A 21,155-nucleotide genomic window follows, 5' to 3' on the forward strand; every position below is an offset into this window, starting at 1 on the left:
GAGGTTATCATGACGGAATCTAAGGTTATGCTGACCGGTCATATTTTGGTGCCAGCCGACCGGATCGCGCAGGTGCGGGATGCATTGCCGGACCACATTTCCCTTACGCTGGCCGAGTCAGGGTGTATTTCGTTCGACGTGACAGAAGACGCCGATATTCCGGGCCGGTTCAACGTGAGCGAAGTTTTTGAAAGTCAGGCTGCATTTGACGCGCATCAGGCACGCACCAAGACCTCGACCTGGTTCAAAGTGACCGAAGGTATCCCTCGTGATTATCAAATTACGCTTGGATAGGGGGATTGTCGGCTAGCGACCGTCTATCTGGCGCTGATAGTCTTCGGCATCGAACCAGCCCAGCGACGATTGCACCTTGTTGTCGGCGGTCAGTTCCCATTCTTCCCAGCCACGTGTGACGACGTGGTTGCCGGTTTCAGAATGATGACCTTCTAGCGTCCAGACGAAAATGGCGTGCGTTCCGGCCCAGCGAAGCATGTCGCAGCGAACCTCCAGGTCCGGGAAGTCGGCATAGAACCCGCGCGCCATCTCGGCCACAGCGGCCCGGCCGACGGTTGGTTCACCCCGGTTGATCGTAATCTGCCCGTCGGGTGCGTAAAAGCTGGCGACCGCCTCTGGGTCACCCGAACTCCATGCGATTGCGTAGTCGCGTGCGAGATTGTTCAGTGTATCCCGAATACTGGCCATCCGTACCCCCAGTTCCAAATAGTCGGCCAACAGATCGTAGGCGAAAACACCGGTGCGCGTCCACGGCGGGTTGAAAAAGGGGCAAGGTCCTGCCGAAGCGGTGGAAATCAGCGCGGGATCAGGTTGGTAACACCGACCGCTGCGGCACGGGCAAGATCCATATCAAGCGACATCGGGATATATTCGCCTCGCCGCCAAAGCTGGGCCTGATCGTCGTAGTACCGCGACAGGAAATGTCCCGACTGTCCCGTGGCCGTGATAAAGACTGAGCTGTTGGGATCGGCGAAATCATAGACACCACGATAGCCCGCACCGTGCACATTCTGGAAAGGGTCGGGGCCTTCGCCCGATGTCCGACCCCGCAGCAGGGTATTGTCGCCGCCGCTGGTGGATTGGCGAATATTGACGAAGAACCGCAGAACCGGAACCGTGCCCAGAACCGGGTGATCATGCGTGGCCTGATGGGCATCGCCCCAGCGCAGCGATTCCAACGAGCCACCATATTTTTCGCTGATCCAGATCAGCGCGTCGTCCAGCGCCAGCCGGGCCATGTCGGTACATGTTTCCACAGGCGCGCTCTGGCGCACGTCGCACCAGACCGAGGCACCGTCAATATCGCGGTAGACCCGTTCGATGAATAGCGGCTCAACATGTTTGTATTCAGCAGCCAGCGGCCCCAACTCGTCCGAGATCAAGCGGATCTGCAATGCGCGCAACCATGCGGCATAGATAAGCGGCTCGGGCAGGTGTTCATTCATCTCACCGTTCCATTCAGCCAGCAGGGCCAGCGCGACCTGACGCTGGCGTTCAGGTGTGCCTTCGGGGGCGGATGCACCGGTAAACCAAAGGTCTGCGCCGATCAGTGGCAGAAGGGATCGGGCTGTAAAGCTGACCGTGTCAAGTTGTGCCTCAATAAAGCTGTCGCGAGTGTGAACTTCGCGCGATTGCATCAGGCGCTCCCAACGGTGCACCCTTTGGGTGTCACCCCATTCGTATGAAACGTGGTTGGGAAAGGGGCGGTCGATGATTTTGTTGTTCGTGTTGCCCAGTATTCCCCCGGCGGGGGCCACGAATTCGGGGTTGTTCGCATAGGGCAAACGTCCCTGCCAAAGGTTTTCAGCCAGCCAGCCGGGCGTCGGGATACGGCCACGGCTTTGGTTTCGCAGGTCGCGCTTGGGCATCGCGCCGATCAGCTTCATGCCGATCGTATCCTTGTCGACCAGCGACAGGTTTTGCGAGGGTGCTATGAACAGCTCGGCCACATCAATCGCTTCACGCACGCTGTCCGCATTCATCAAAGCCATCGACGCTGTCATCGACGTATCGCGCGGACTGAGTGCCGTCCAAGACAATGACGCGACATGACCAGGTGGAGTGATCGTTTCCAGATCATAATGACTGCCGGGTAAAACGGGTCCGTTTTCAGTCCAGCGCAGGGTCAGGGTGACAGGGGGTTCATCCTTGATCTCGATGATCGAGGGGCGGGACCGGAATTGTTTAAAACCGTCGGGCGACAGGTATTCTTCTGGGTTTTCCGGGTTCAACTGCTCGATATGAACATCCTGATCGTCCAGGTAGGACGAGGTCAGTCCCCAGCCCAACCGGTCGCTGCGGCCTGTCATGATCGCGGGAACGCCCGGAATGGTCGCGCCGATGACGCCGCCCTTGGCAAGTTCGAGCCGTGCCAGATACCAAATACCAGGTGCGGTCAGGCCCAGATGCGGGTCATTGGCAAGCAGGGTACCTCCGATCGCGGAACGCGAAGGTGCGGCGGACCACGCGTTCGACGCCCCGGCCAAACCGCGTTTGGGGAAGGGCGACAGAGGAGTGTCGGGCATTGGCGTGCCTTCTGCATAGCGCGGCAATCCCGGGAAGAGAGCCGCGTATTCCGGCAGCGCAGCGATCCCCGGACCCGGCACATCCGGCAAGATGTCGGACAGGCGATTGGGATCGTTCAGCATAAGGGACGTGCGGGCGCGCAGAACCTCGTCTTTCAAATGCCCGGACAGTTGCAGGCTCATCAGTTTGATGATGGCAATACTGTCACCGGGTTGCCACGGCGAAACGGGCGCGTTGAATAGGAACATTTCCGGTGCACCGCGTCCCAATGCGTTTTCGTTGATCTCTTCCAGACGGGCGTTGACGCCGGCGGAATAGGCGCGCAGCGCGGCTTTGGTGTAATCGTCCTGCACTTCGACCGAGCGGTGGGCCAGGCTGTAGAGGTCAAAACGGCGCAAGAGTTTGTCTATGCTTACGGTGCGCCTGCCGAAGACTTCAGAGAGGCGCCCCTGCGCCGTGCGGCGCATCACGGTCATTTGCCACAGACGATCCTGTGCATGGGCGTAGCCAAGGCCAAAGAATACGTCAGGGTCGTTTTCGGCCAGAATATGCGGAACGTTGGCAGTGTCGCGCACGATCTCGACAGGCCCACGCAGCCCGGCAACGTCGACGGTCTGGTCATAGTCCGGCAGTGACTGGCTGGCGAGAAAGTAGACAAGGCCTACAGCCGCGACGGCCAGCAGGACCAGACCCGTAGCAATCCGAACCAGCCAGCGAAAGACAAGACCCATGAACGCCCCACATCCCCGTAAGAAATTATTGGCTGAACACTACTGGAAGGCCGGGGCAACCGAAAGAGGAACGGCGCGCGAACGTCGGGTTAAGATGTTGAAACGAAAAACCCCGGCACGTGGTTTGAACATGTGCCGGGGTTTGCTGCAAAGGGGTCGTGGTATTCGGATTCAGGGGATGATGCGCGTGTATTTGGTGCCTTCGACGGTGGCGCCGAATTTCAGACCAGCCTGCCCGAAAACAGCGGCAAGTACGGGTTTGCGCAATTGGTTCGTGTCGGTTGAAAGCGAGTCACCGGTGGCGTCGACGACGTAGCCGATATCCGCCCCTGCGGTCCAACCGCTGGAACGGCGGAAGTCATCCAACGCGTCCTGCGTCATGAAAAACAGCACATGCGCATATTGCTGCGCGCCGATCTGCAGGCCGGCGCTGCCAGATACGGCCGAGTAATAGTCGACCGTTGCACCGTTAATGCGCAGCGCGCCCTGGCCATATGCTCCGCCAAAGATGAACCCGGCCTCGGTGATCAGTGGCATCACCAGCATGCCGTCGGCTTTGTTGGCGATCTCGACTGTGTTGGGGTACTTGTTGAACATTTCGTTCAGCGTCACGTTCACACGGGCGTCGATCTGGGCCGCGTTTGAATTGCCTACACCGTTTCCGCATGCTGCGGTCAGCGTAAGACCGGCCATGCCAAGCGCAAAGCCACGACGGTTTAGTCGGGGAGAGTTGGAACTGCTCATGTTTTTTCTCTGTGTTAACTGCCTGAAGTGTCGGGTGTTCCCGATCTTGTGTGCAAGAATACGCCGATTGCGTCCGTGTGTCACGGGAAAGCTGATCCAACAGCCTTCACAATAGGCGAAAAGTCGCGAGCGCCCGGGGATTTAGCCCTGTAGAACGCGCGCGACCTGTGGTGCAAAGTATGTCAGGATTCCGTCGCAACCCGCGCGCTTGAAGGCTAGTAAGCTTTCCAGCATGACTTTTTCGCCATCAATCCAGCCGTTCTGCGCCGCAGCCTGTACCATCGCGTATTCACCGGACACCTGATAGGCGTAAGTGGGCGCGCCAAACGTGTCTTTCACGCGGCGACAGATATCCAGATATGGCATCCCGGGCTTGATCATTACCATGTCGGCACCTTCGGTCAGATCTCGTTCGATCAGGCGTAGTGCCTCGTTCGAATTGGCCGGGTCCATCTGGTAGGTCTTCTTATCTCCGGTCAGCGCACCCGACGCGCCTACTGCATCGCGGAAGGGGCCATAGAATGCGCTGGCATATTTGGCTGCATAGCTGAGGATCATCACATTGTGGTGCCCGGCACCCTCAAGCGCGCGACGCATCGCACCAATACGACCATCCATCATGTCCGAAGGGCCAATGATGTCGGCCCCGGCCTCAGCCTGCGCCAGCGTCATCTTGACCAGCGCTTCAACGGTCTGATCATTTACGATCTCGCCGTCGACGACATAACCGTCATGGCCGTTGATGTTATATGGGTCTAGAGCAACGTCGGTCATCACAGCAATATCCGGAGCCGCTGTCTTGATCGCCCGGATCGCCCGGTTCGACAGGTTGTCTGCGTTCCACGCCTCGGCACAGTCTTCGGTTTTCAGGCTGGTATCGGTGTAGGGAAAGATGCAGATCGCCGGGATGCCCAACGCCTGGGCCTCGACTGCGGCCTTGGCGATAAGGTCAACCGAACGACGGACAACGCCGGGCATCGAAGGTACGGGTTCTTCGATACCTTCACCATCGCGCACAAAAACTGGCCAGATCAGATCGTCGGTGGTCAGCGCGTTTTCCCGCACCAGCCCGCGAATGGCGTCGGATTGGCGCGCTCTGCGAAATCGTGTCTGGGGGTAGGGGGCGATAGTCGGTTTCATGTCGCGCTCTCCTTGAATAATCGTGCATTGGGTGGCATGAATTCCCGGTGGTCTCAAGGGTAACATTGGACGCGCTGCACCAAGAACGCCCCAGAGACAATGAACAAAGGGCTGATGCGTGGATTTGCACTCTTCGATTTTCGAACTCATCGACATGCGCAGCTTTTCGAATCTGTGGTATTGGATTGCCTTGGCGGTGCTTTGGTCCTCGGCCAGCCACTGGGCGATGGGGGTTCCCTTCGATCTGCTAGTGCGTGCGCGCCGTGTTGGAGGACAATCCGAGCAAGACCTGCTGGATATCGTTAGGATCAACGGGAACAGGTTGCTGTACATCGTTGACATGTCAGGGCTGATTATTCTTGCTTTGAGCTGCTTTTTGTTTACCGGGCTCGCGATGCTTGGTTTCTATTATGGGGTAGAATTCGCCCAGGCCGTGTTTCTGTTGCTGTTTCCTTTGTGTTTGGTGACGCTGATCAATATACGCGCCGCGCGAAAACTGCAGGTCACCGAACCGGTGCTTGAGAGCATATCGAAGATCCTTGTACGCTGCCGGATTTACACCCAGATCATTGGCATGATCTCAATTGTCATTACTTCACTTTGGGGTATGTACCAGAACGTCTCGATCGGTGTTCTCGGGGGATGAAAATCAGAAAGGCAAGGCGATGACGGCTCCGAACCATGTGACGGTTGGCGGCGCTCCTGAAGGGTTTGACGCGCAGCTTGTTCTGAATGAAATCGCGCGCGTTGGCGGGCCGGTCTGTCATGTCGCGCGTGATGACAAACGGATGGAGGCGATGCGCGCCGCATTGGCCTTCTTTGCGCCGGACATGCCGGTCTTCGTGTTTCCCGGGTGGGACTGCTTGCCCTATGATAGGGTATCACCCAATGCTGATATTGCGGCCGCACGCGTGGCGACTTTGGCAGCACTGGTGCATCAGATGCCGGACCGGTTTGTCCTGCTGACCACGTTGAATGCAGCAACCCAGCGGGTGCCCGCGCGTGATGTGTTGCGCGAGGCGGCATTTACCGCCCGCGTGAACCATCGCGTTGATGAAACGGCATTGCGGAAATTCCTCGTTCGAATGGGATTTACCCAAAGCCCCACGGTGATGGAACCCGGCGACTATGCCATTCGAGGCGGCATTATCGACATCTATCCACCGGGTGAATCCGGCCCCGTGCGTCTGGATCTGTTCGGTGACGTGCTGGATGGCGCGCGCCGATTTGACCCGGTCTCGCAGCGCACAACCGAGAAGCTGGACATGGTCGAATTGGCCCCGGTGTCCGAGGTCATTCTGGATGAGGCTGCCATTACACGGTTCCGCCAGAACTATCGTATCGAGTTTGGCGCGGCAGGCACCGACGATCCGCTGTACGAGGCGATTAGCGCTGGCCGCAAGCACCAGGGCATCGAACACTGGCTGCCCTTTTTCCACGAAAAGCTGGAAACCCTGTTCGATTATCTGCCGGATGCAACGATCACCGTGGATGATCAGGTGACGCCGGCACGGCTGGCCCGCTGGGACACGATTGCCGATCAATATGAAACGCGGCGTCTGGCGTTGGAAAATCGCTCGCGCATGGACACGGTGTATAAGCCAACGCCGCCCGGACTGCTCTATCTGGACGATGCCGCGTGGGAGCAGGCGGTCGGGGACAGGCGGGTGATGCAGTTCAGCCCGCTGCCTCAGGCCAGCGGCCCTGGTGTGATCGACACAGGCGGCCGTATCGGGCGCAACTTTGCACCGGAGCGGCAACAGGAAAGCATCAGTCTGTTTGGCGCTTTGGCAAGCCATATCACCGACAAGATGGCCAAGGGGCCTGTCTTGATTGCGTCGTATTCCGAGGGCGCGCGCGAACGCCTGACCGGCTTGATCGAGGATGAAGGCCTGGCCGAAGCCATCCCTGTCACCGATGGAACGCGGATTGGCAAACGCGGGCTGCATTTGGCGGTCTGGGCGCTGGAGCACGGGTTTGAAACGCCCGGTATGACTGTGATCGCCGAGCAGGACGTGTTGGGTGATCGCCTGATCCGTCAACCCAAGAAACGTCGCAAGGCCGAGAATTTCCTGACCGAAACCCAATCACTGTCCCCTGGCGATCTGGTGGTTCACGTCGATCACGGGATCGGGCGTTACATGGGGATGGAAGTGGTCACGGCCGCCGGTGCCGCGCATGAATGCCTGCTGTTGGAATATGCAGAACAGTCCAAGCTGTATTTGCCGGTCGAAAACATCGAACTGCTTTCGAAATATGGCCATGATGAAGGTTTGCTGGATCGTCTGGGCGGCGGCGCATGGCAGGCAAAGAAAGCCAAGCTGAAAGAGCGCATCCGCGAAATGGCGGATAAGCTGATCCGCATCGCCGCTGAGCGAGCCTTGCGCAAAGCTCCGGTCATGGATCCGCCCCCACACGCGTGGGAGGAGTTCAGCGCCCGCTTTCCATATCAGGAAACCGACGACCAGCTGCGCGCGATTTCCGAAGTGATGGAAGATATGCATTCCGGTGCGCCTATGGATCGGTTGATCTGTGGTGACGTGGGCTTTGGCAAAACCGAGGTTGCCATGCGCGCGGCCTTTGTCGCTGCGATGTCCGGCGTCCAGGTGGCCGTGATCGCACCGACAACCTTGCTGGCCCGTCAGCATGCAGCCAGCTTCAAGGAACGGTTCCGTGGCTTCCCGCTTGAGGTTCGGCAGTTGTCACGGTTTGTGTCCGCGAAAGAAGCTCAGCAGACCCGCGATGGTCTGGCGCGCGGGACCGTGGATATTGTTATCGGCACACATGCCTTGCTGGCCAAAGGTATCCGGTTCAACAATCTGGGCCTGTTGATCATCGACGAAGAACAGCATTTTGGCGTAGGTCACAAGGAGCGCCTGAAACAGCTGCGCAGCGACATTCATGTTTTGACCCTGACCGCCACGCCGATCCCACGGACGCTGCAGCTGTCGCTGACCGGCGTGCGCGATCTGTCGATTATCGGCACGCCGCCCATCGATCGTCTTGCCATTCGCACGTATGTCAGCGAATTCGACGCGGTTACCATTCGCGAGGCGCTGCTGCGTGAACATTATCGAGGCGGACAGAGTTTCTATGTTGTCCCGCGCATCTCGGACCTTCCAGAGATTGAGGAATTCCTGAAAGAACAACTGCCCGAGCTGACCTATATGGTGGCGCATGGGCAAATGGCGGCGGGTGAACTCGACGACCGGATGAACGCCTTTTATGACGGCAAGTACGACGTGCTTCTGGCAACCACGATTGTGGAAAGCGGGCTGGATATTCCAACCGCCAACACGATGGTCGTGCACCGGGCAGATATGTTCGGCCTGGCTCAGCTTTATCAGATCCGCGGCCGAGTGGGTCGCTCTAAAACCCGCGCTTATGCGTATTTGACTACCAAGCCGCGCCAGAAGCTAACCGCCACTGCCGAAAAGCGTCTGCGTGTGTTGGGGTCACTCGATACACTCGGAGCAGGCTTCACGCTGGCTTCGCAGGATCTCGATATTCGGGGTGCGGGCAACCTTCTGGGTGAGGAACAATCCGGCCAGATGCGCGACGTCGGCTATGAGCTTTATCAATCCATGCTGGAAGAGGCGATCGCCAAGATCAAAGCAGGCGAGATGGAGGGGCTGTCCGATGCCGATGACCAATGGGCGCCGCAGATCAATCTGGGCGTACCGGTTCTGATCCCCGAAGACTACGTGCCCGATCTGGATGTGCGTTTGGGCCTCTATCGTCGCTTGTCGTCGCTTTCGACCAAGGTCGAATTGGAAGGCTTTGCCGCTGAATTGATTGACCGTTTCGGGACGCTACCGAAAGAGGTTAACACGCTGATGCTGGTCGTGCGTATCAAGGCGATGTGCAAACGAGCAGGAATTGCCAAGTTGGATGGCGGACCCAAAGGGGCGACGATACAATTCCACAACGATAAGTTTGCTTCGCCTCAGGGGCTGGTTGAATTCATTCAGAACCAGCGCGGACTAGCCAAGGTCAAGGACAACAAGATTGTTGTAAGGCGCGACTGGAAGAAGGACAGCGACAAGATCAAAGGCGCATTCGCAATCGCCCGTGATCTGGCTGAAAAGAAGAAAAAAGCGAAAGCCTAGTCTCCGCTGACAAAAGTGCATAACTGCCAGTCGCCTGTGTCCGATTTCACGAACGCGGCGCGGTGGCCGGTCATGGGCCACAGAAAATCACGGTGCATGAATCCGCGTGTACCGTCGGTCAGCATGACAGGCTGATAGTCGGTGTCGTCGCGATAGTTTGTGATGATGACGATCTCATGGCTGATTTGGTTCAGTACAGGTGCGCCCGGCTCGGCGGCTTGCCGAAGGGTCACATTCTGACCCGTGACGAAGTAGGTCACAAATGGATCCAGAGACGCGGGGAGGGTGATCTGCCATTGATGTGGCATCCAGAATTCGCCCTCGTCGTCAAAATAGCCCGGCTGGGACAGGGTGGTTTCCAAGTCGTTCCAATAAGTTTCGCGGTTCTGGTCTTCTTGAGCGTCACCGGTTGCCGGGTCGAGGTATTCGAGAAACTCTTCGGGCCCACCAGACCCGCCATGGCTCAGGTAGATATCCGGGCAAACGGCCGCGATCACTGCTTTGGTGTCCCGAGCCGCCACGCTTGCCGACAGGCTGTCCCGAAAAGCCACTAAAGTGGGATCGCGTTCTGCCTCGTCGACTGGCGGAAAGGACTGACGGTCGGCAAGGGCCGGGCTGCCGGCCAGAAGCAATAGCAGCAATGCGCGGGTCATTCGGCTGCCTCCATCGCGGCCTGAGCGCAGAAACACGAGGCTCCGACGGCCCGATCAGCGCGCGCCAGTGCAATATCCAATCGCTGTTTGATCAGTTTGATTTCGACGGTCTCGCCGCGGGCCTTCAGACAATCATGCAGACCTTTCAGGCTCCAGACGTTATCAGGGTGGATTGAAGCACGGCTGAGGGTGCCACCAAGCCCCAGATCTTCGCGGTAAACCACTTCGGCCTCAGCCACGTGACCTTGTTCAAACAACAGCGCCCCGAGCGCGTGACGGGTGGGTTGCATCCAGCCCCAGGGTTCGTCGTAGGGCAGTGTGTCGTCCAGTTCGACCGAGCGGCGCAGATGGCCGTAGGCTGCGTCATAATTCCCTTTGCGATACTCAATCTCTCCGCGCAGCATTTCGCGGGCAATTTCCAACAGGTCGATCATGCGGTTGTTGTGCAGCAGGCGAGTTTCCGGCACCCGATCTTTGGCGGCGAGGAATAGCTTCTCTTCGGCTTCGGCCTCGGCGACCTGATCTGTGGCGGCAAAAGCGATTGCACGGGCGTAATGGGTGGTCGCGGTGACGGTGCGGTAGAGGTCCTGGTCCTCAGGCAGGGAAAGGGCTTTTGCCTCTTCCCACCGACCAAATCGGATCAGGATATGCGGCCCCATCGACATGTAGCTTTCGAAGAAATCCGCCATGGGCGGGCTTTCGGTGCGCAACATCTCTTCCGGCGTGGTGTCCCATATGCCCTGATTGGCGCGCAGGGCAGGTTCCATCTGGCCAAGAAACAGCGCGCCATAGATAGCAAAGTGATAGTCGTGCTGGCGATAGCCTGTGTAGATATTGAACGCGCCTTCGCGCTCATAATACTTCAGATCGGCCTCGGTCGCCTTTTCGTTCCAATGGACGACGTTCTGATAATGCCCGCACAGGACATCGATATGGGGGGGCATGTGCACCAGGTGCCCTGCATCTGGAACCAGTGTGCGCAGGACATCCCCAGCCTTCAGCGCCTTTTCTGGTGTCGGCGACATCTCCATCAGATGAACATAGAGATGCAGCAAGCCCGGGTGCGACATGGCTGCCGGATCGTCGGACATTGCGTCTTCCAGGGCTTTTTGCGCCTCCAACGTGGCTGCGCCTTCAGCGGGCTCACCGGTTCTCAAGTTCCACATCTGCCAAGGAGTCAGGTTGAGCAACGCCTCGACATATATAGTGCGCAGATCAAGGTGGTCAGGCTGCTCGCCAAACGCCGCCCGCATCGCATCGGCAAAGTCGTGGTCCCAGGTGTGCATGTCGTCGACGGGATCGCGTTGAGGATACCGCGCGGGCAGGGCGCGGATCAGGGCCTGTTCAACCGATGTGCAGTTATCGATCAGAGCCACGGCTTTCTGCGTGGCATCAAAGGCCAGCGCCAGCGCCTTTCGCTGCCCACGGTCATCCAAGAGGTTCCATGGCAGGTTGTAGTTTGGCCCCGCCGCGTAGGCCACGCCCCAGTGGGCCATCGCACAGTCTGGGTCGTATTCAAGCGCGCGCTGAAAGCACACGACCGCTTCGTCGTGATTATAGCCGTAGGTCCAGTTCAATCCCCGGTCGAACCAAAGCTGCGCGTCCGGTGAGGCGGTTGTTATCGGGTAGGAATATGCGCCAAGATTGTAATATTCGCTCACAGAAAATCTCCACTCACATTGAGCAGAGGTTAACCTGAATTTCAGTCCCTGCACAGATCAGGCGGGCAGCCTGTTTTCGATCCGCCCCATGTGCAGCATCAGGCCGAAGCCCAGGATGCTCATGGTCAGGATACCTACGGCCAAAGGAATGATGGAACCGTCGAACAGTTGCCCGATAGGGGCTGCAATGGCGGCTGCAAATACGGTCGAGATCGCCCCAATCACCGAGGCTGCCATGCCCGCGATATGGCCCATCGGCTCCATCGCGATGGCGTTCAGATTGCCCATGGTCATGCCCGCCATGAAGAAGACGGCGGTTTGCCAGCTGACAAAAACCGCAAAGGACATCGTCGGGGAAAGGTCTGTTGCGTTTAGAACAATGACGGCGGTGGTAAAGATGACCTGAGCCCCCAACGACCACGTTACGATCCGTCGCATGCCCAATTTTATAACAAGCGCTGCGTTCAACAGGCTGGCTGACCCGGCCATCAATGCCACAACGCCGAACCAAAACGGAAAGCTGTCAGCGCTGTCGTGAACGATGTCATAGACCGGCTGAACCATCGTTAACATGGTGAACAGCATCCCAAGGCACAGCGTTTGTACCATGATCGACAATCGAACGGTTGGGTGCGTGAGCATCTGACGGGCGGCGTCCAGCATCAGGGGCAGGCGCAGCGGGCGACGGTTCTCGATCGACAGAGGTTCCGGAAGGCGCAGACCCATCCAGACGATGGTAATAAGTGAAAACAGGATGAATGAGGCAAAGATGCCCCGCCATCCAGTCAAAGCGATCACTCCGGCGCCCAGCATCGGCGCAATTGCCGGAACTAGGGTGAAGATCATCATGGCAATCGACACGATCCGCGCCATCTCACGACCTGAATACAGGTCACGGATAATCGCCATGGCCACCACTCGTGGGGCAGCACATCCGATCCCCTGGAAGATACGAGCGACCAGCAACACCTCGAGCGAGGAGCTGGCCCAAGCAGCCGCTGCTGCGATGATGTACAACGCCGATCCGACGTAGATCACGGGCTTACGGCCAAAGGCGTCGGACAGCGGACCGGTGAAAAACGTGCCTATCCCCATACCCAACACAAACGAGGTCAGGATCAACTGGGCTTTGTTAATGTCGTCGGGGCTAAGCTGCTCACCGATCTTTGGCAGCGCAGGCAGCATGGAATCAATCGAAAACGCGATCGTCGCAAACATCATTGCGACAAGTGCTACGAACTCACCCCGTGACATGCGATTGGCCATAGCGCCCTCCTGACTTGTTCGCGCTATCACGGCAAATCAGCTGACGCTAGGTGTCAATTTGCACAGGGGTCTGTGCTAATTTGCAGGAGAAGCCTCAAGTTGAGACATGATTTCAGCAATTACTTTTTCCCACATTTCAGGGGGTTGCGCCCCGGGGACGGCATGCTGATTGGCGACAATGAAGGTCGGAACCGAACTCACACCCATCTGCCGTGAATGGCTGTCGCGGTTGCTGATATCCTCGCGGTCGGCGTCGGATTTCAGCAGTTTCAGAACGACCGCTGCGTCCATTCCGGCATTGTCGGCAATATCCGCCAGAACCTCGTGATCGCCGATATCGCGGGCCTGCACGAAATAGGCGTCAAACAGTGCATCGACCACTGCGTTCTGCTTACCCTCGATTCCGGCCCAGTGGATCAGGCGATGGGCGTCCAGAGTGTTGGGCGTGCGTTCCATGCCTTCGAAATCGATCTTCAGGCCTGCATTCTCGGCATGTTCGACGACCGGAGCATAGGCGCGCACGGCACCTTCCTTGCCGCCAAACTTGCGTTCAAGGTACTCGCGGCGGTCCATGCCCGCGTCCGGCATGTCAGGGTTCAGCTGAAAGGGATGCCATTCGATAACGAAAGGGTGGTCGGGGATTGCGGCCAGCGCCTTGTCCAGATGGGTCTTGCCGATATAGCACCATGGGCAGATCGGATCGGACATGATATCAAGCTTGACGGTCTGGGTCATTCGTTGGTCGCCTTGAAGTAGGCCGGCAGCGCCCGGCGCAGAAGTTTGCCGTTTCCGCCAGTTGGCAGTTCGGCCAGATGGATGAAAGCGCGCGGTTGCTTGTAACGCGCCAGGTTTGCCTCGACATAGGTGCGCAGGGCGTTTTCGTCCAGTTCTTCTGGCCCTGTATAAAAGGCCGCTATCACAAATGTGTCCTGTTTGACTTCGATGGCAGCGGCCCCAACCTGCGCAATGCCGGAGTATCTGGACAGAGCGGCCTCAACTTCAACCGGCGACACTCTATAGCCGCCCGCGTTCATCATGTCGTCATCCCGGCCTAGGTAAGTGATTTGTCCGTCCACGGCCATGGCCCCCTGATCGCCGGTCAGGAACCAGTCGCCCTGCATTCTGGCTTCGGCCTCGTCCGGGGCGTTTAGGTAGGTGAGCATCAGGCCGGGGTCGGATTTGTGCACGGCAATCGTACCCTCTTGTCCCTGCATTACCGGCCCATCAGTCCCCAGGATCGCGACGCGGCGTCCGGGCTGAGGTTGCCCCAACGCATCGCCGCGCGCCGGATGGGTCGGGCTGGAGGAAATGAAGGTCGAGCACTCGGACATCCCATACGCCTCATACAGCTCGGTGCCAGTTTCCTGTGTCCATTGTTCGTGCAGATGGCGCGACAACTTTTCGCCGGCGCACAACCCATGTCGCAGGTCCGGCAGGTGCAGGTTATTCTGCATGCCCAGTACCTTTCTGAACACGCCGGGAGCGGCAGCAAAAATTGTCGCCTGATGGTGACGCAGCAGCCCGGGCAAGTCGGCCAGTTCGGTGCCCGGTTCGGGGATCAAGGCAGTCGCGCCGATTGTCCACGGGTCCATCAACCCCGTACCCAGAGTATATGTCCAGTTGAAGGCCCCCGCGTGGCACAAACGATCACTCTTACGCAGACCGTACCAGCCATCTACCATCATCTGGCGTGCCCAGATGGCGCGGTGGGCGTGGGCTACGGCCCTCGGTTTTCCCGACGTGCCAGATGTATAGACAACGTAGGCCATCCGCTCCGGGTCACCCATTTGATACTCGGCCGCAGGCAGGTCGCGCATTTTGGTCAAGTCGGACAGGTTGATCTGAACCGGGTGGGCGGCGCACGCAACTTGCGAGTCGCGCAGGATTGCAGCGGGTTTAAGATCTTCGATCATGCGTGCTGTTTCTGGTTCAGTCAGTTGCGATGATGTGGGGACCGGGACAATCCCAACGGCAATTGCCCCCAGATAGGCAATCGGGAAGTCGACCGTGTTCCCAAGACGCATCAATGCGATATCACCGGGCTTCAGACCGGCATTCAGCAAACCTGTGCCCGTGCCCAGAATAGCCTGCTGCAACGTCCCATACGTCCAATTCCTGGCGTCTGCGGCACCGACCACAGACAGTGCGGTTTTGTCCGAAAGCGTATCCGCATAGCGCAACACATGCGCAGCCAGATTGAACGGGGACGGGCAGGCCGGGGGCGGCCCCTGATCGAATATTGAAAGCATGGCAACTGGCTAGCGCGACCACTGGTGCGTTGCAAGCGCGACGGGCTGGGCCTATAGAATGACGCATGAGCACCCAAGACCAGACATCTCTGATCCGTATTGCCCGGGACTCGGGCGAACATACGGAAGTTGAACCACTGGACCTCGGCGCGCGCGTGCGCGAATTGCGCAAAGCACGAAAGTGGACGTTGGAACAAGCGGCAACCCAGGCTGGGCTGGCGCGGTCAACGCTCAGTAAAATTGAGAACGGTCAGATGTCGCCCACCTATGACGCGCTGAAAAAGCTGGCGACTGGTCTGGAGATCTCGGTGCCGCAGTTGTTTACGCCGCCGCAGCGGGATCAGGTGATTGGCCGGATGGCCGTGACGCGCATGGGCGAAGGGTCTGCGCATCCCACAACCACTTACGAGCATGAACTTCTGGCCGAAACCCTGACAAAAAAGCAAATGCTGCCTTATCGGGCCCGCGTACGCGCGCGGTCAATGGATGAGTTCGACGGCTGGGTTCGTCACGATGGCGAAGAGTTTTTGTATGTGCTGACGGGGGTCGTGCGCCTTTACACCGAGTTTTATGAACCAGTCGAGATGCGCCGCGGCGACAGCGCCTACTACGACGGGAGCATGGGTCACAATGTAATCTCGGTCAGCGACGAAGATGCAATGATCCTGTGGGTGACATCACTTACTTAACGACCGGCTGAATTCGCGATTCAATCCTTCTGTGAACAAAAAATCCTCAAGCTCTTCGTGGGCTTCGTTCATAGTCAGTTGATGGCGTTCGGCCAGGTACGCCTCGAAACGTTTGCGGTCTTGGCTTAACCGCACCATGTCCTGATCCCGCAGGTTCGGAAATCTCCGTTTGGCGCGCGTATACATAGCGTCCAGGTCTTGCGTCAGATCGGTCCATTTCAACATTAGACAGCTTTCCGTTTTAATGGTTTCAAAACCGCTCGCCCTGTGACTCAGCCTACGAACGCAGTTGGTGCGTTCGGGCATGACAAAATGTCGCACCTGGGATCGGGTGATGGTTGCTTTTTTGAGGGGGGAGAAAGTGCCCGTTGCAGCCATTCCGCAACGGGCAGACGGACCTGATTTTTGAGTGAGTGGAGGCCGGTCCGTAGATTTGATGTGCAGCGTACCTTACGAAGAGTTACGTTTTGAAATTCAAAGCAATAATCAGTTCGCGCAGTATACTGCAATATATGTACAAGCTATATCGCTAAAGGCCGTTCAGTAAAGCTTTTTGTGTGAGTTTTTTATGTGAACACTTGACGTAGGGTCGGCTACAACATGTCGCCAACATGAAATTTTGACACGCAATATGAGGTGATTGTTCACAGTGTGCCGATTTCCGCCGACGCTTTGTGGGCAAATCGCACGGCCAGCTACTCTTCGTACCACCAAACCTGTGGCATGTACTCTGGTCCGTCGCCGTAGATGGGCAAGCTTTCCGGCTGCCTGAGTTCCTTGGCGTGTGCGATCCGGCCCACATCGAAATTCCATATCGGAATGACATACCGCCCAGCGGTCAGAACACGATCAAGCGCTCGCGTTGCAGCGACGAAATCCTCATGACTTTCCGAGGCCAGCATGGCGTCAATCATTCCGTCCACGGCGGGCGAGGCCACACCCATAAGGTTCCGTGTTCCTGGAGTGTCAGCGTTTTCGCTGCCCCAGTACAGGCGCTGTTCGTTGCCGGGCGACAGGGATAACGCACGACGGAAATAGGTCATATCGAAATCCAGCTCGGACGTACGGCTTGTGAACTGGGCACTGTCGACCTGTTCGGTATTCACCTGAATACCAAGGCGTTCCAGCGCGCGAGAATAGATCTCTGTTGCCGTTTCGCTTTCGGTGTCGCCCTGTTGCAGGAGTACAGTCAGGGTAAAAGCATCGCCGTTCGCGTTGCGCAGCACACCGTCTTGAATGGTCCATCCTGCTTCGGCCAGCAGTTTGGTGGCCGCGCGGATGTTGGATCGGTTGCGGGCCGATCCATCGCTTTCCGGCAGGGTATAGCCCTCAAGCGTTCCGGGGGGCAGGTCGTCTTTGAACGCCAATAAAAGTTCTTCCACACGCCCTTCTGCTGGTCCGGGCTGCATTGCTAGATCCGAGCCCGAGAAGTAGGATGTGATACGCGGCTGTGCATTGCCGGTAATCGTGTCGTTGATGAATTCGAAATTGAACGCCAGTGTCAGCGCTTCGCGAACACGCCAGTCGTCAAATGGCGCCTTGCGTGTGTTCATTACAAATCCGGTCATGCCCGAAGGCTTGCCGTGGGGGATCTCGGTCTTGACGACATCCCCACGCTGGACGGCCGGGAAACTGTACTGATTTGCCCATTTGTCGGCATTGAATTCACGCACCGCGGTAAGTTCTCCGGCTTTAAACGCCTCAAACAGAACAGTGCCGTCGCCGTAAAACTCGATCCGCATTTCATCCAGGTTCATCGTGCCACGCCGAAAGGGGATATCGGCGCCCCAATAGTCCGGGTTCCGTTTCAGGGTCACGTATCGTCCGGCCTCATAGCCGTCGACAACATAGGGGCCTGTGCCGACCGGAATGTCATGGAGTCCGGCATTGGCGAAATCTTTGCCCTCCCACTGAGCCTTCTGCAGGATCGGGCGCAGGCCGGCGATCAGGGCAAGCTCGCGGTCAGCTTCGTTAAAGGTGATACGCACCGAGCGGGGGCCAGTCTGTTCAATGCTGTCGATCTTGCCCCATAGTCCGCGATAACGCAGGTGACCCTCAGTGCCCAACGTCTCATACGACCAGATGACATCATCGACAGTTACCGGCGTACCGTCCGAGAATTCGGCATTCTCGCGCAGGGTGAATTCGACCCAAGACCGGTCCGGTGCAGTCTCAACCGATTCGGCTAATAGCCCGTAAAGAGTGAAAGGTTCGTCCCAGGACCGGCCCATCAAGCTCTCATGGGTCCAAAATCGCAACTGCCAGGGCGAGCTGCCTTTTTGCACGAACGGGTTCAAACTGTTATAGCCGCCCGTATTTCCGAAAACGACTTTGCCACCTTTGGGTGCGTCCGGATTTGCATAGGGCAGGGACACAAAATCCGGTGGTAGGGCCGGGTCACCATACATAGCTATGCCATGGGCCGATTCTGCATGAGCAATTGAAGTGCTCAAAAGCACGGTGATTCCCGCAATCAATGGACGAACGGGGCGGAGAAAATCGGGGCTCATTTTGGAAACAATCCTGCTCTGGCCTTATTTTGTTGGGATTCACCGTAGCGATGATTTTTCTTATTTTCAAACTTTTAGCTTGGACGAAGGCGCGGAATTGCTTATAAAGGATGCACTGCTCGATAGGTTTCTTGCCTGTATGAAACCTGCCTCAATAACTTAACGCCCGCTTCGTGCGGGCGTTTTTTTGTGCGCATTACACCTTGGATGCGCAGCCCGGATGTTTCCCCGTTTTCTTTGCACGTGCAGCATGGCAGTGTGTCGCCAAAGTGGATTTTGTGGGAGTTCGGCCATGAGCCTTTCGGGAAAAACAGCCATCATTACTGGATCGAATTCGGGGATCGGTTTGGGCGTCGCGCGCGAGTTGGCAAAGGCCGGGGCCAACGTAGTGCTGAATTCCTTTACAGACCGCGACGAAGATCACGCCCTGGCTGCCGAGATCTCGCAGCAGACCGGTACCAGTGCACGCTACATCAAGGCGGACATGTCCAAAGGTGAGGAATGCCGCGCGCTGGTCGAGCAAGCGGGGGCATGCGACATTCTGGTGAACAACGCGGGTATCCAGCACGTCGCGCCTGTTGATCAGTTTCCGGTTGAAAAATGGGACGCGATCATTGCGATCAACATGAACTCGACCTTTCACACGATGGCCGCTGCGTTGCCAATGATGCGCAATGCTGGGTGGGGGCGTATTGTGAACATCGCGTCGGCCCATGGTCTGACGGCGTCTCCGTTCAAGGCGGCTTATGTCGCGGCCAAGCATGGGGTGGTTGGCATGACTAAGACCGTGGCGCTGGAAACGGCGCAGGAACCGATCACCTGCAATGCGATCTGCCCGGGTTACGTTCTGACGCCATTGGTCGAGGCCCAAATCCCGGACACAATGAAAGAATACGACATGAGCCGTGAAGACGTGATCAAGAATGTCATGCTTGAGCGGCAACCTTCGAAGGAATTCGCGACGGTTGAACAACTGGGCGGTACCGCGATTTTCCTCTGCTCGGATGCAGCTGCGCAGATCACGGGTACGACGATCTCGGTCGATGGTGGCTGGACGGCGTTGTGAGGTTTCACGGGGGCGCTGCCCTCGTACCCTTTGGTATTGGGGAAAAGGTGAAGGGTTAGCAAGTTGAAACGGATCAATCTGGCTTTGCAGGGTGGTGGCGCGCATGGTGCCTTTACCTGGGGTGTTCTCGACAGGCTTCTAGACGAAGAGGACATCGAGGTTGCCGCTATCACCGGGACCTCGGCCGGTGCGCTGAACGGCGCTGCCTTCAAGTCAGGAATGGTCCACAACGGGCGCGATGGCGCGCGCGCCTGTCTGGACGGGTTGTGGGCGCGGATGGGTGCGGTAGGTGATATGCGCCTTGCCAACTGGATGCAGGCGCTGGAGCCCGCGCAGATTGCCCAGTCGATGGAGTATTCACTGCCTTTTTCGGTGGGCGATGCCTGGTCTCGATTGGTATCACCTTATGCCTACGGTCCGTTTTATCGCAATCCTCTGAAACCGGTCGTGGATCGTTTCAACTTTGATGAGATCTGCACAAATCAGGGCCCTCAGTTGTTTGTCTGCGCGACCTGTGTACGAAGCGGCAAGATCCGGGTGTTTACCGGGGATGAGATTTCGACGGATGCCATCCTTGCGTCGGCCTGTTTGCCGAACCTGTTTCAGGCGGTCGAGATTTTCGACCCTAAGTCTGGTCGGACCGAAGCTTATTGGGACGGGGGCTATACCGGCAATCCTGCGCTGTATCCCTTGTTCAACAACGACCTTCCCGACGACGTGGTGATCGTGAACATCAATCCGCTAGAGCGGGAAGATATACCGAAGACGCCACAGCAGATCCAGAACCGTATCAACGAAATCAGCTTCAACTCATCCCTGTTTCGCGAGCTGCGGGCGATCAGCTTTGTTCAGCGCCTGTTAACTGAAGGTAAGCTGAAGGCAGGGGAGATGAACCGGGTTCTCGTGCATATGATCGCGGATGATGAGTTGATGAATGAACTATCTGTGGCGACAAAGACGGTTCCAAACCCTGTTATCCTGCACAAGCTGAAAGCTGCCGGGCGCGCCGCCGCGGATAAGTTCTTGTCGGAAAACAAGGATGACCTCGGCGCACGCAGCACGGTCAACCTGCCAGAGATGTTTGGCTGATCAGTCGGGCGGTTGCGTCGGGTCTTTGCCGTTGGGATAAACAAGGCCCGCAGAAATCACCAACTTTGCTGCATCTTCGATAGTCATATCCAACAGGATCACGTCTTCGGCAGGGAAGAACAACAGGAAACCCGAGGTTGGGTTTGGCGTGGTCGGGACGAAAACGCCCAGCAATTCACCCCCCGTTTCCGCCCGTTGACTGACTTCGCCTTTTGCTGCGGTGGAAACAAAACCAATCGCCCAGATGCCTCGGCGTGGGTATTGGATCAGGCAGGCTTTTTCGAACGACCGTTCGGTTTGAGCGAACACAGTCTCCGAGATCTGCTTGATCCCTGAATAGACCGAGCGGACGACAGGCATCCGGCTGACAAGGCTTTCGGCGAAATGGATCAGAGATCGGCCCAGAATGCCTTTGGCTATCCAGCCGACGATGACGGTGAAGATCAAGAATATGACAACGCCGACACCGCGCAGGTTGATGCCCACATATTCCTGCGGTTGGAACCGCTGAGGAATAATGGGCAGCACCGCACTGTCGATCCATCCGACCACGGACCAGATCAGCCAGATGGTCAGCCACACCGGCGCAATCACGACAATACCCGTCAGGAAGGACGCGCGAAGTCGCGAAAACAAACCCGGGCGGCGATGTGGTTCTTCGTCAAATGGCGTTTTCATTGCGGTCCTGAGCGGTTTTCTGCCGAGTT

General features: G+C 57.7%; 18 protein-coding genes. 6 read left to right on the plus strand and 12 right to left on the minus strand.

The annotated features are described in order from the left end of the window. Positions 1-9: 9 nt before the first annotated feature. Positions 10-294 carry a putative quinol monooxygenase gene (locus GOW92_RS00480; RefSeq protein ID WP_170557034.1) on the plus strand — a complete coding sequence of 95 codons (285 nt, stop codon included), beginning with the start codon at positions 10-12 and terminating at the stop codon, positions 292-294. 12 nt (positions 295-306) lie between these two features. Here the strand turns inward: GOW92_RS00480 and GOW92_RS00485 are convergent, their stop codons facing one another. The 4 genes from GOW92_RS00485 to hemB all read right to left on the minus strand — a co-directional run bounded on the left by GOW92_RS00485 (position 307) and on the right by hemB (position 5,156). Next, the gene (locus GOW92_RS00485; RefSeq protein WP_170557036.1) at positions 307-702 is read right to left on the minus strand and encodes an ester cyclase; all 396 of its coding nucleotides are present in this window, start codon (positions 700-702) and stop codon (positions 307-309) included. 107 nt (positions 703-809) lie between these two features. Then, positions 810-3,272, minus strand: a complete 2,463-nt coding sequence (locus tag GOW92_RS00490; protein ID WP_170557038.1) for a penicillin acylase family protein — start codon at positions 3,270-3,272, stop codon at positions 810-812. 171 nt (positions 3,273-3,443) lie between these two features. Next, positions 3,444-4,016: a YSC84-related protein gene (locus GOW92_RS00495; protein ID WP_170557040.1), complete on the minus strand. Its 573-nt coding sequence runs from the start codon at positions 4,014-4,016 to the stop codon at positions 3,444-3,446. Between the two features lie 141 nt (positions 4,017-4,157). Further along, positions 4,158-5,156, minus strand: a complete 999-nt coding sequence (gene hemB / locus GOW92_RS00500) for a porphobilinogen synthase (protein WP_170557042.1) — start codon at positions 5,154-5,156, stop codon at positions 4,158-4,160. Positions 5,157-5,274: 118 nt separating this feature from the next. Between hemB and GOW92_RS00505 the strand changes: the two genes are divergently transcribed. Further along, positions 5,275-5,802, plus strand: coding sequence for a component of SufBCD complex (locus GOW92_RS00505; protein ID WP_170557044.1), 528 nt, complete (start codon positions 5,275-5,277; stop codon positions 5,800-5,802). 19 nt (positions 5,803-5,821) lie between these two features. Further along, positions 5,822-9,265, plus strand: a complete 3,444-nt coding sequence (gene mfd / locus GOW92_RS00510; protein ID WP_170557046.1) for a transcription-repair coupling factor — start codon at positions 5,822-5,824, stop codon at positions 9,263-9,265. On the opposite strand, the gene GOW92_RS00515 is transcribed toward mfd, so the two are convergent. The 5 genes from GOW92_RS00515 to GOW92_RS00535 form a co-directional block, all read right to left on the minus strand. Further along, entirely contained in the window at positions 9,262-9,918 is a 657-nt protein-coding gene (locus GOW92_RS00515) for an SH3 domain-containing protein (protein ID WP_170557048.1), read from the minus strand. The genes mfd and GOW92_RS00515 overlap by 4 nt on opposite strands. Beyond that, positions 9,915-11,579, minus strand: a complete 1,665-nt coding sequence (locus GOW92_RS00520) for a hypothetical protein (protein WP_170557050.1) — start codon at positions 11,577-11,579, stop codon at positions 9,915-9,917. Before GOW92_RS00520 ends, GOW92_RS00515 begins: the two co-directional genes overlap by 4 nt. 57 nt (positions 11,580-11,636) lie before the next feature. Next, positions 11,637-12,845 (minus strand): multidrug effflux MFS transporter, encoded by a 1,209-nt coding sequence (locus tag GOW92_RS00525; protein ID WP_170557052.1) that lies wholly within the window; start codon positions 12,843-12,845, stop codon positions 11,637-11,639. A 75-nt stretch (positions 12,846-12,920) separates the two neighbouring features. Further along, positions 12,921-13,580 (minus strand): DsbA family oxidoreductase, encoded by a 660-nt coding sequence (locus GOW92_RS00530; protein ID WP_170557054.1) that lies wholly within the window; start codon positions 13,578-13,580, stop codon positions 12,921-12,923. Continuing rightward, complete coding sequence (locus GOW92_RS00535; RefSeq protein ID WP_170557056.1) at positions 13,577-15,094, minus strand: class I adenylate-forming enzyme family protein; 1,518 nt, start codon at positions 15,092-15,094, stop codon at positions 13,577-13,579. The genes GOW92_RS00530 and GOW92_RS00535 overlap by 4 nt, the downstream gene beginning before the upstream one ends. Before the next feature lie 65 nt (positions 15,095-15,159). Between GOW92_RS00535 and GOW92_RS00540 the strand changes: the two genes are divergently transcribed. Beyond that, positions 15,160-15,783, plus strand: coding sequence for a helix-turn-helix domain-containing protein (locus GOW92_RS00540; protein WP_108858481.1), 624 nt, complete (start codon positions 15,160-15,162; stop codon positions 15,781-15,783). On the opposite strand, the gene GOW92_RS00545 is transcribed toward GOW92_RS00540, so the two are convergent. Then, on the minus strand, positions 15,772-16,008 hold the full coding sequence (locus GOW92_RS00545) for a hypothetical protein (RefSeq protein ID WP_170557058.1): 237 nt from the start codon (positions 16,006-16,008) through the stop codon (positions 15,772-15,774). The two genes, GOW92_RS00540 and GOW92_RS00545, sit on opposite strands and share 12 nt — an antisense overlap. A 470-nt stretch (positions 16,009-16,478) precedes the next feature. Continuing rightward, positions 16,479-18,293 (minus strand): extracellular solute-binding protein, encoded by a 1,815-nt coding sequence (locus GOW92_RS00550; protein ID WP_170557060.1) that lies wholly within the window; start codon positions 18,291-18,293, stop codon positions 16,479-16,481. 292 nt (positions 18,294-18,585) lie between these two features. Here GOW92_RS00550 and GOW92_RS00555 point away from each other — a divergent pair, with 292 nt between their 5' ends. Next, positions 18,586-19,359 carry a 3-hydroxybutyrate dehydrogenase gene (locus tag GOW92_RS00555; protein ID WP_170557062.1) on the plus strand — a complete coding sequence of 258 codons (774 nt, stop codon included), beginning with the start codon at positions 18,586-18,588 and terminating at the stop codon, positions 19,357-19,359. Positions 19,360-19,422: 63 nt separating this feature from the next. Beyond that, positions 19,423-20,448 (plus strand): patatin-like phospholipase family protein, encoded by a 1,026-nt coding sequence (locus tag GOW92_RS00560; RefSeq protein WP_170557064.1) that lies wholly within the window; start codon positions 19,423-19,425, stop codon positions 20,446-20,448. On the opposite strand, the gene GOW92_RS00565 is transcribed toward GOW92_RS00560, so the two are convergent. Beyond that, positions 20,449-21,126 carry a DUF502 domain-containing protein gene (locus tag GOW92_RS00565; RefSeq protein WP_170557066.1) on the minus strand — a complete coding sequence of 226 codons (678 nt, stop codon included), beginning with the start codon at positions 21,124-21,126 and terminating at the stop codon, positions 20,449-20,451. Positions 21,127-21,155 lie beyond the last annotated feature (29 nt).

This window comes from Ruegeria atlantica (genome assembly GCF_013032505.1).
In the GTDB taxonomy this organism is placed as follows: domain Bacteria; phylum Pseudomonadota; class Alphaproteobacteria; order Rhodobacterales; family Rhodobacteraceae; genus Ruegeria; species Ruegeria atlantica_F.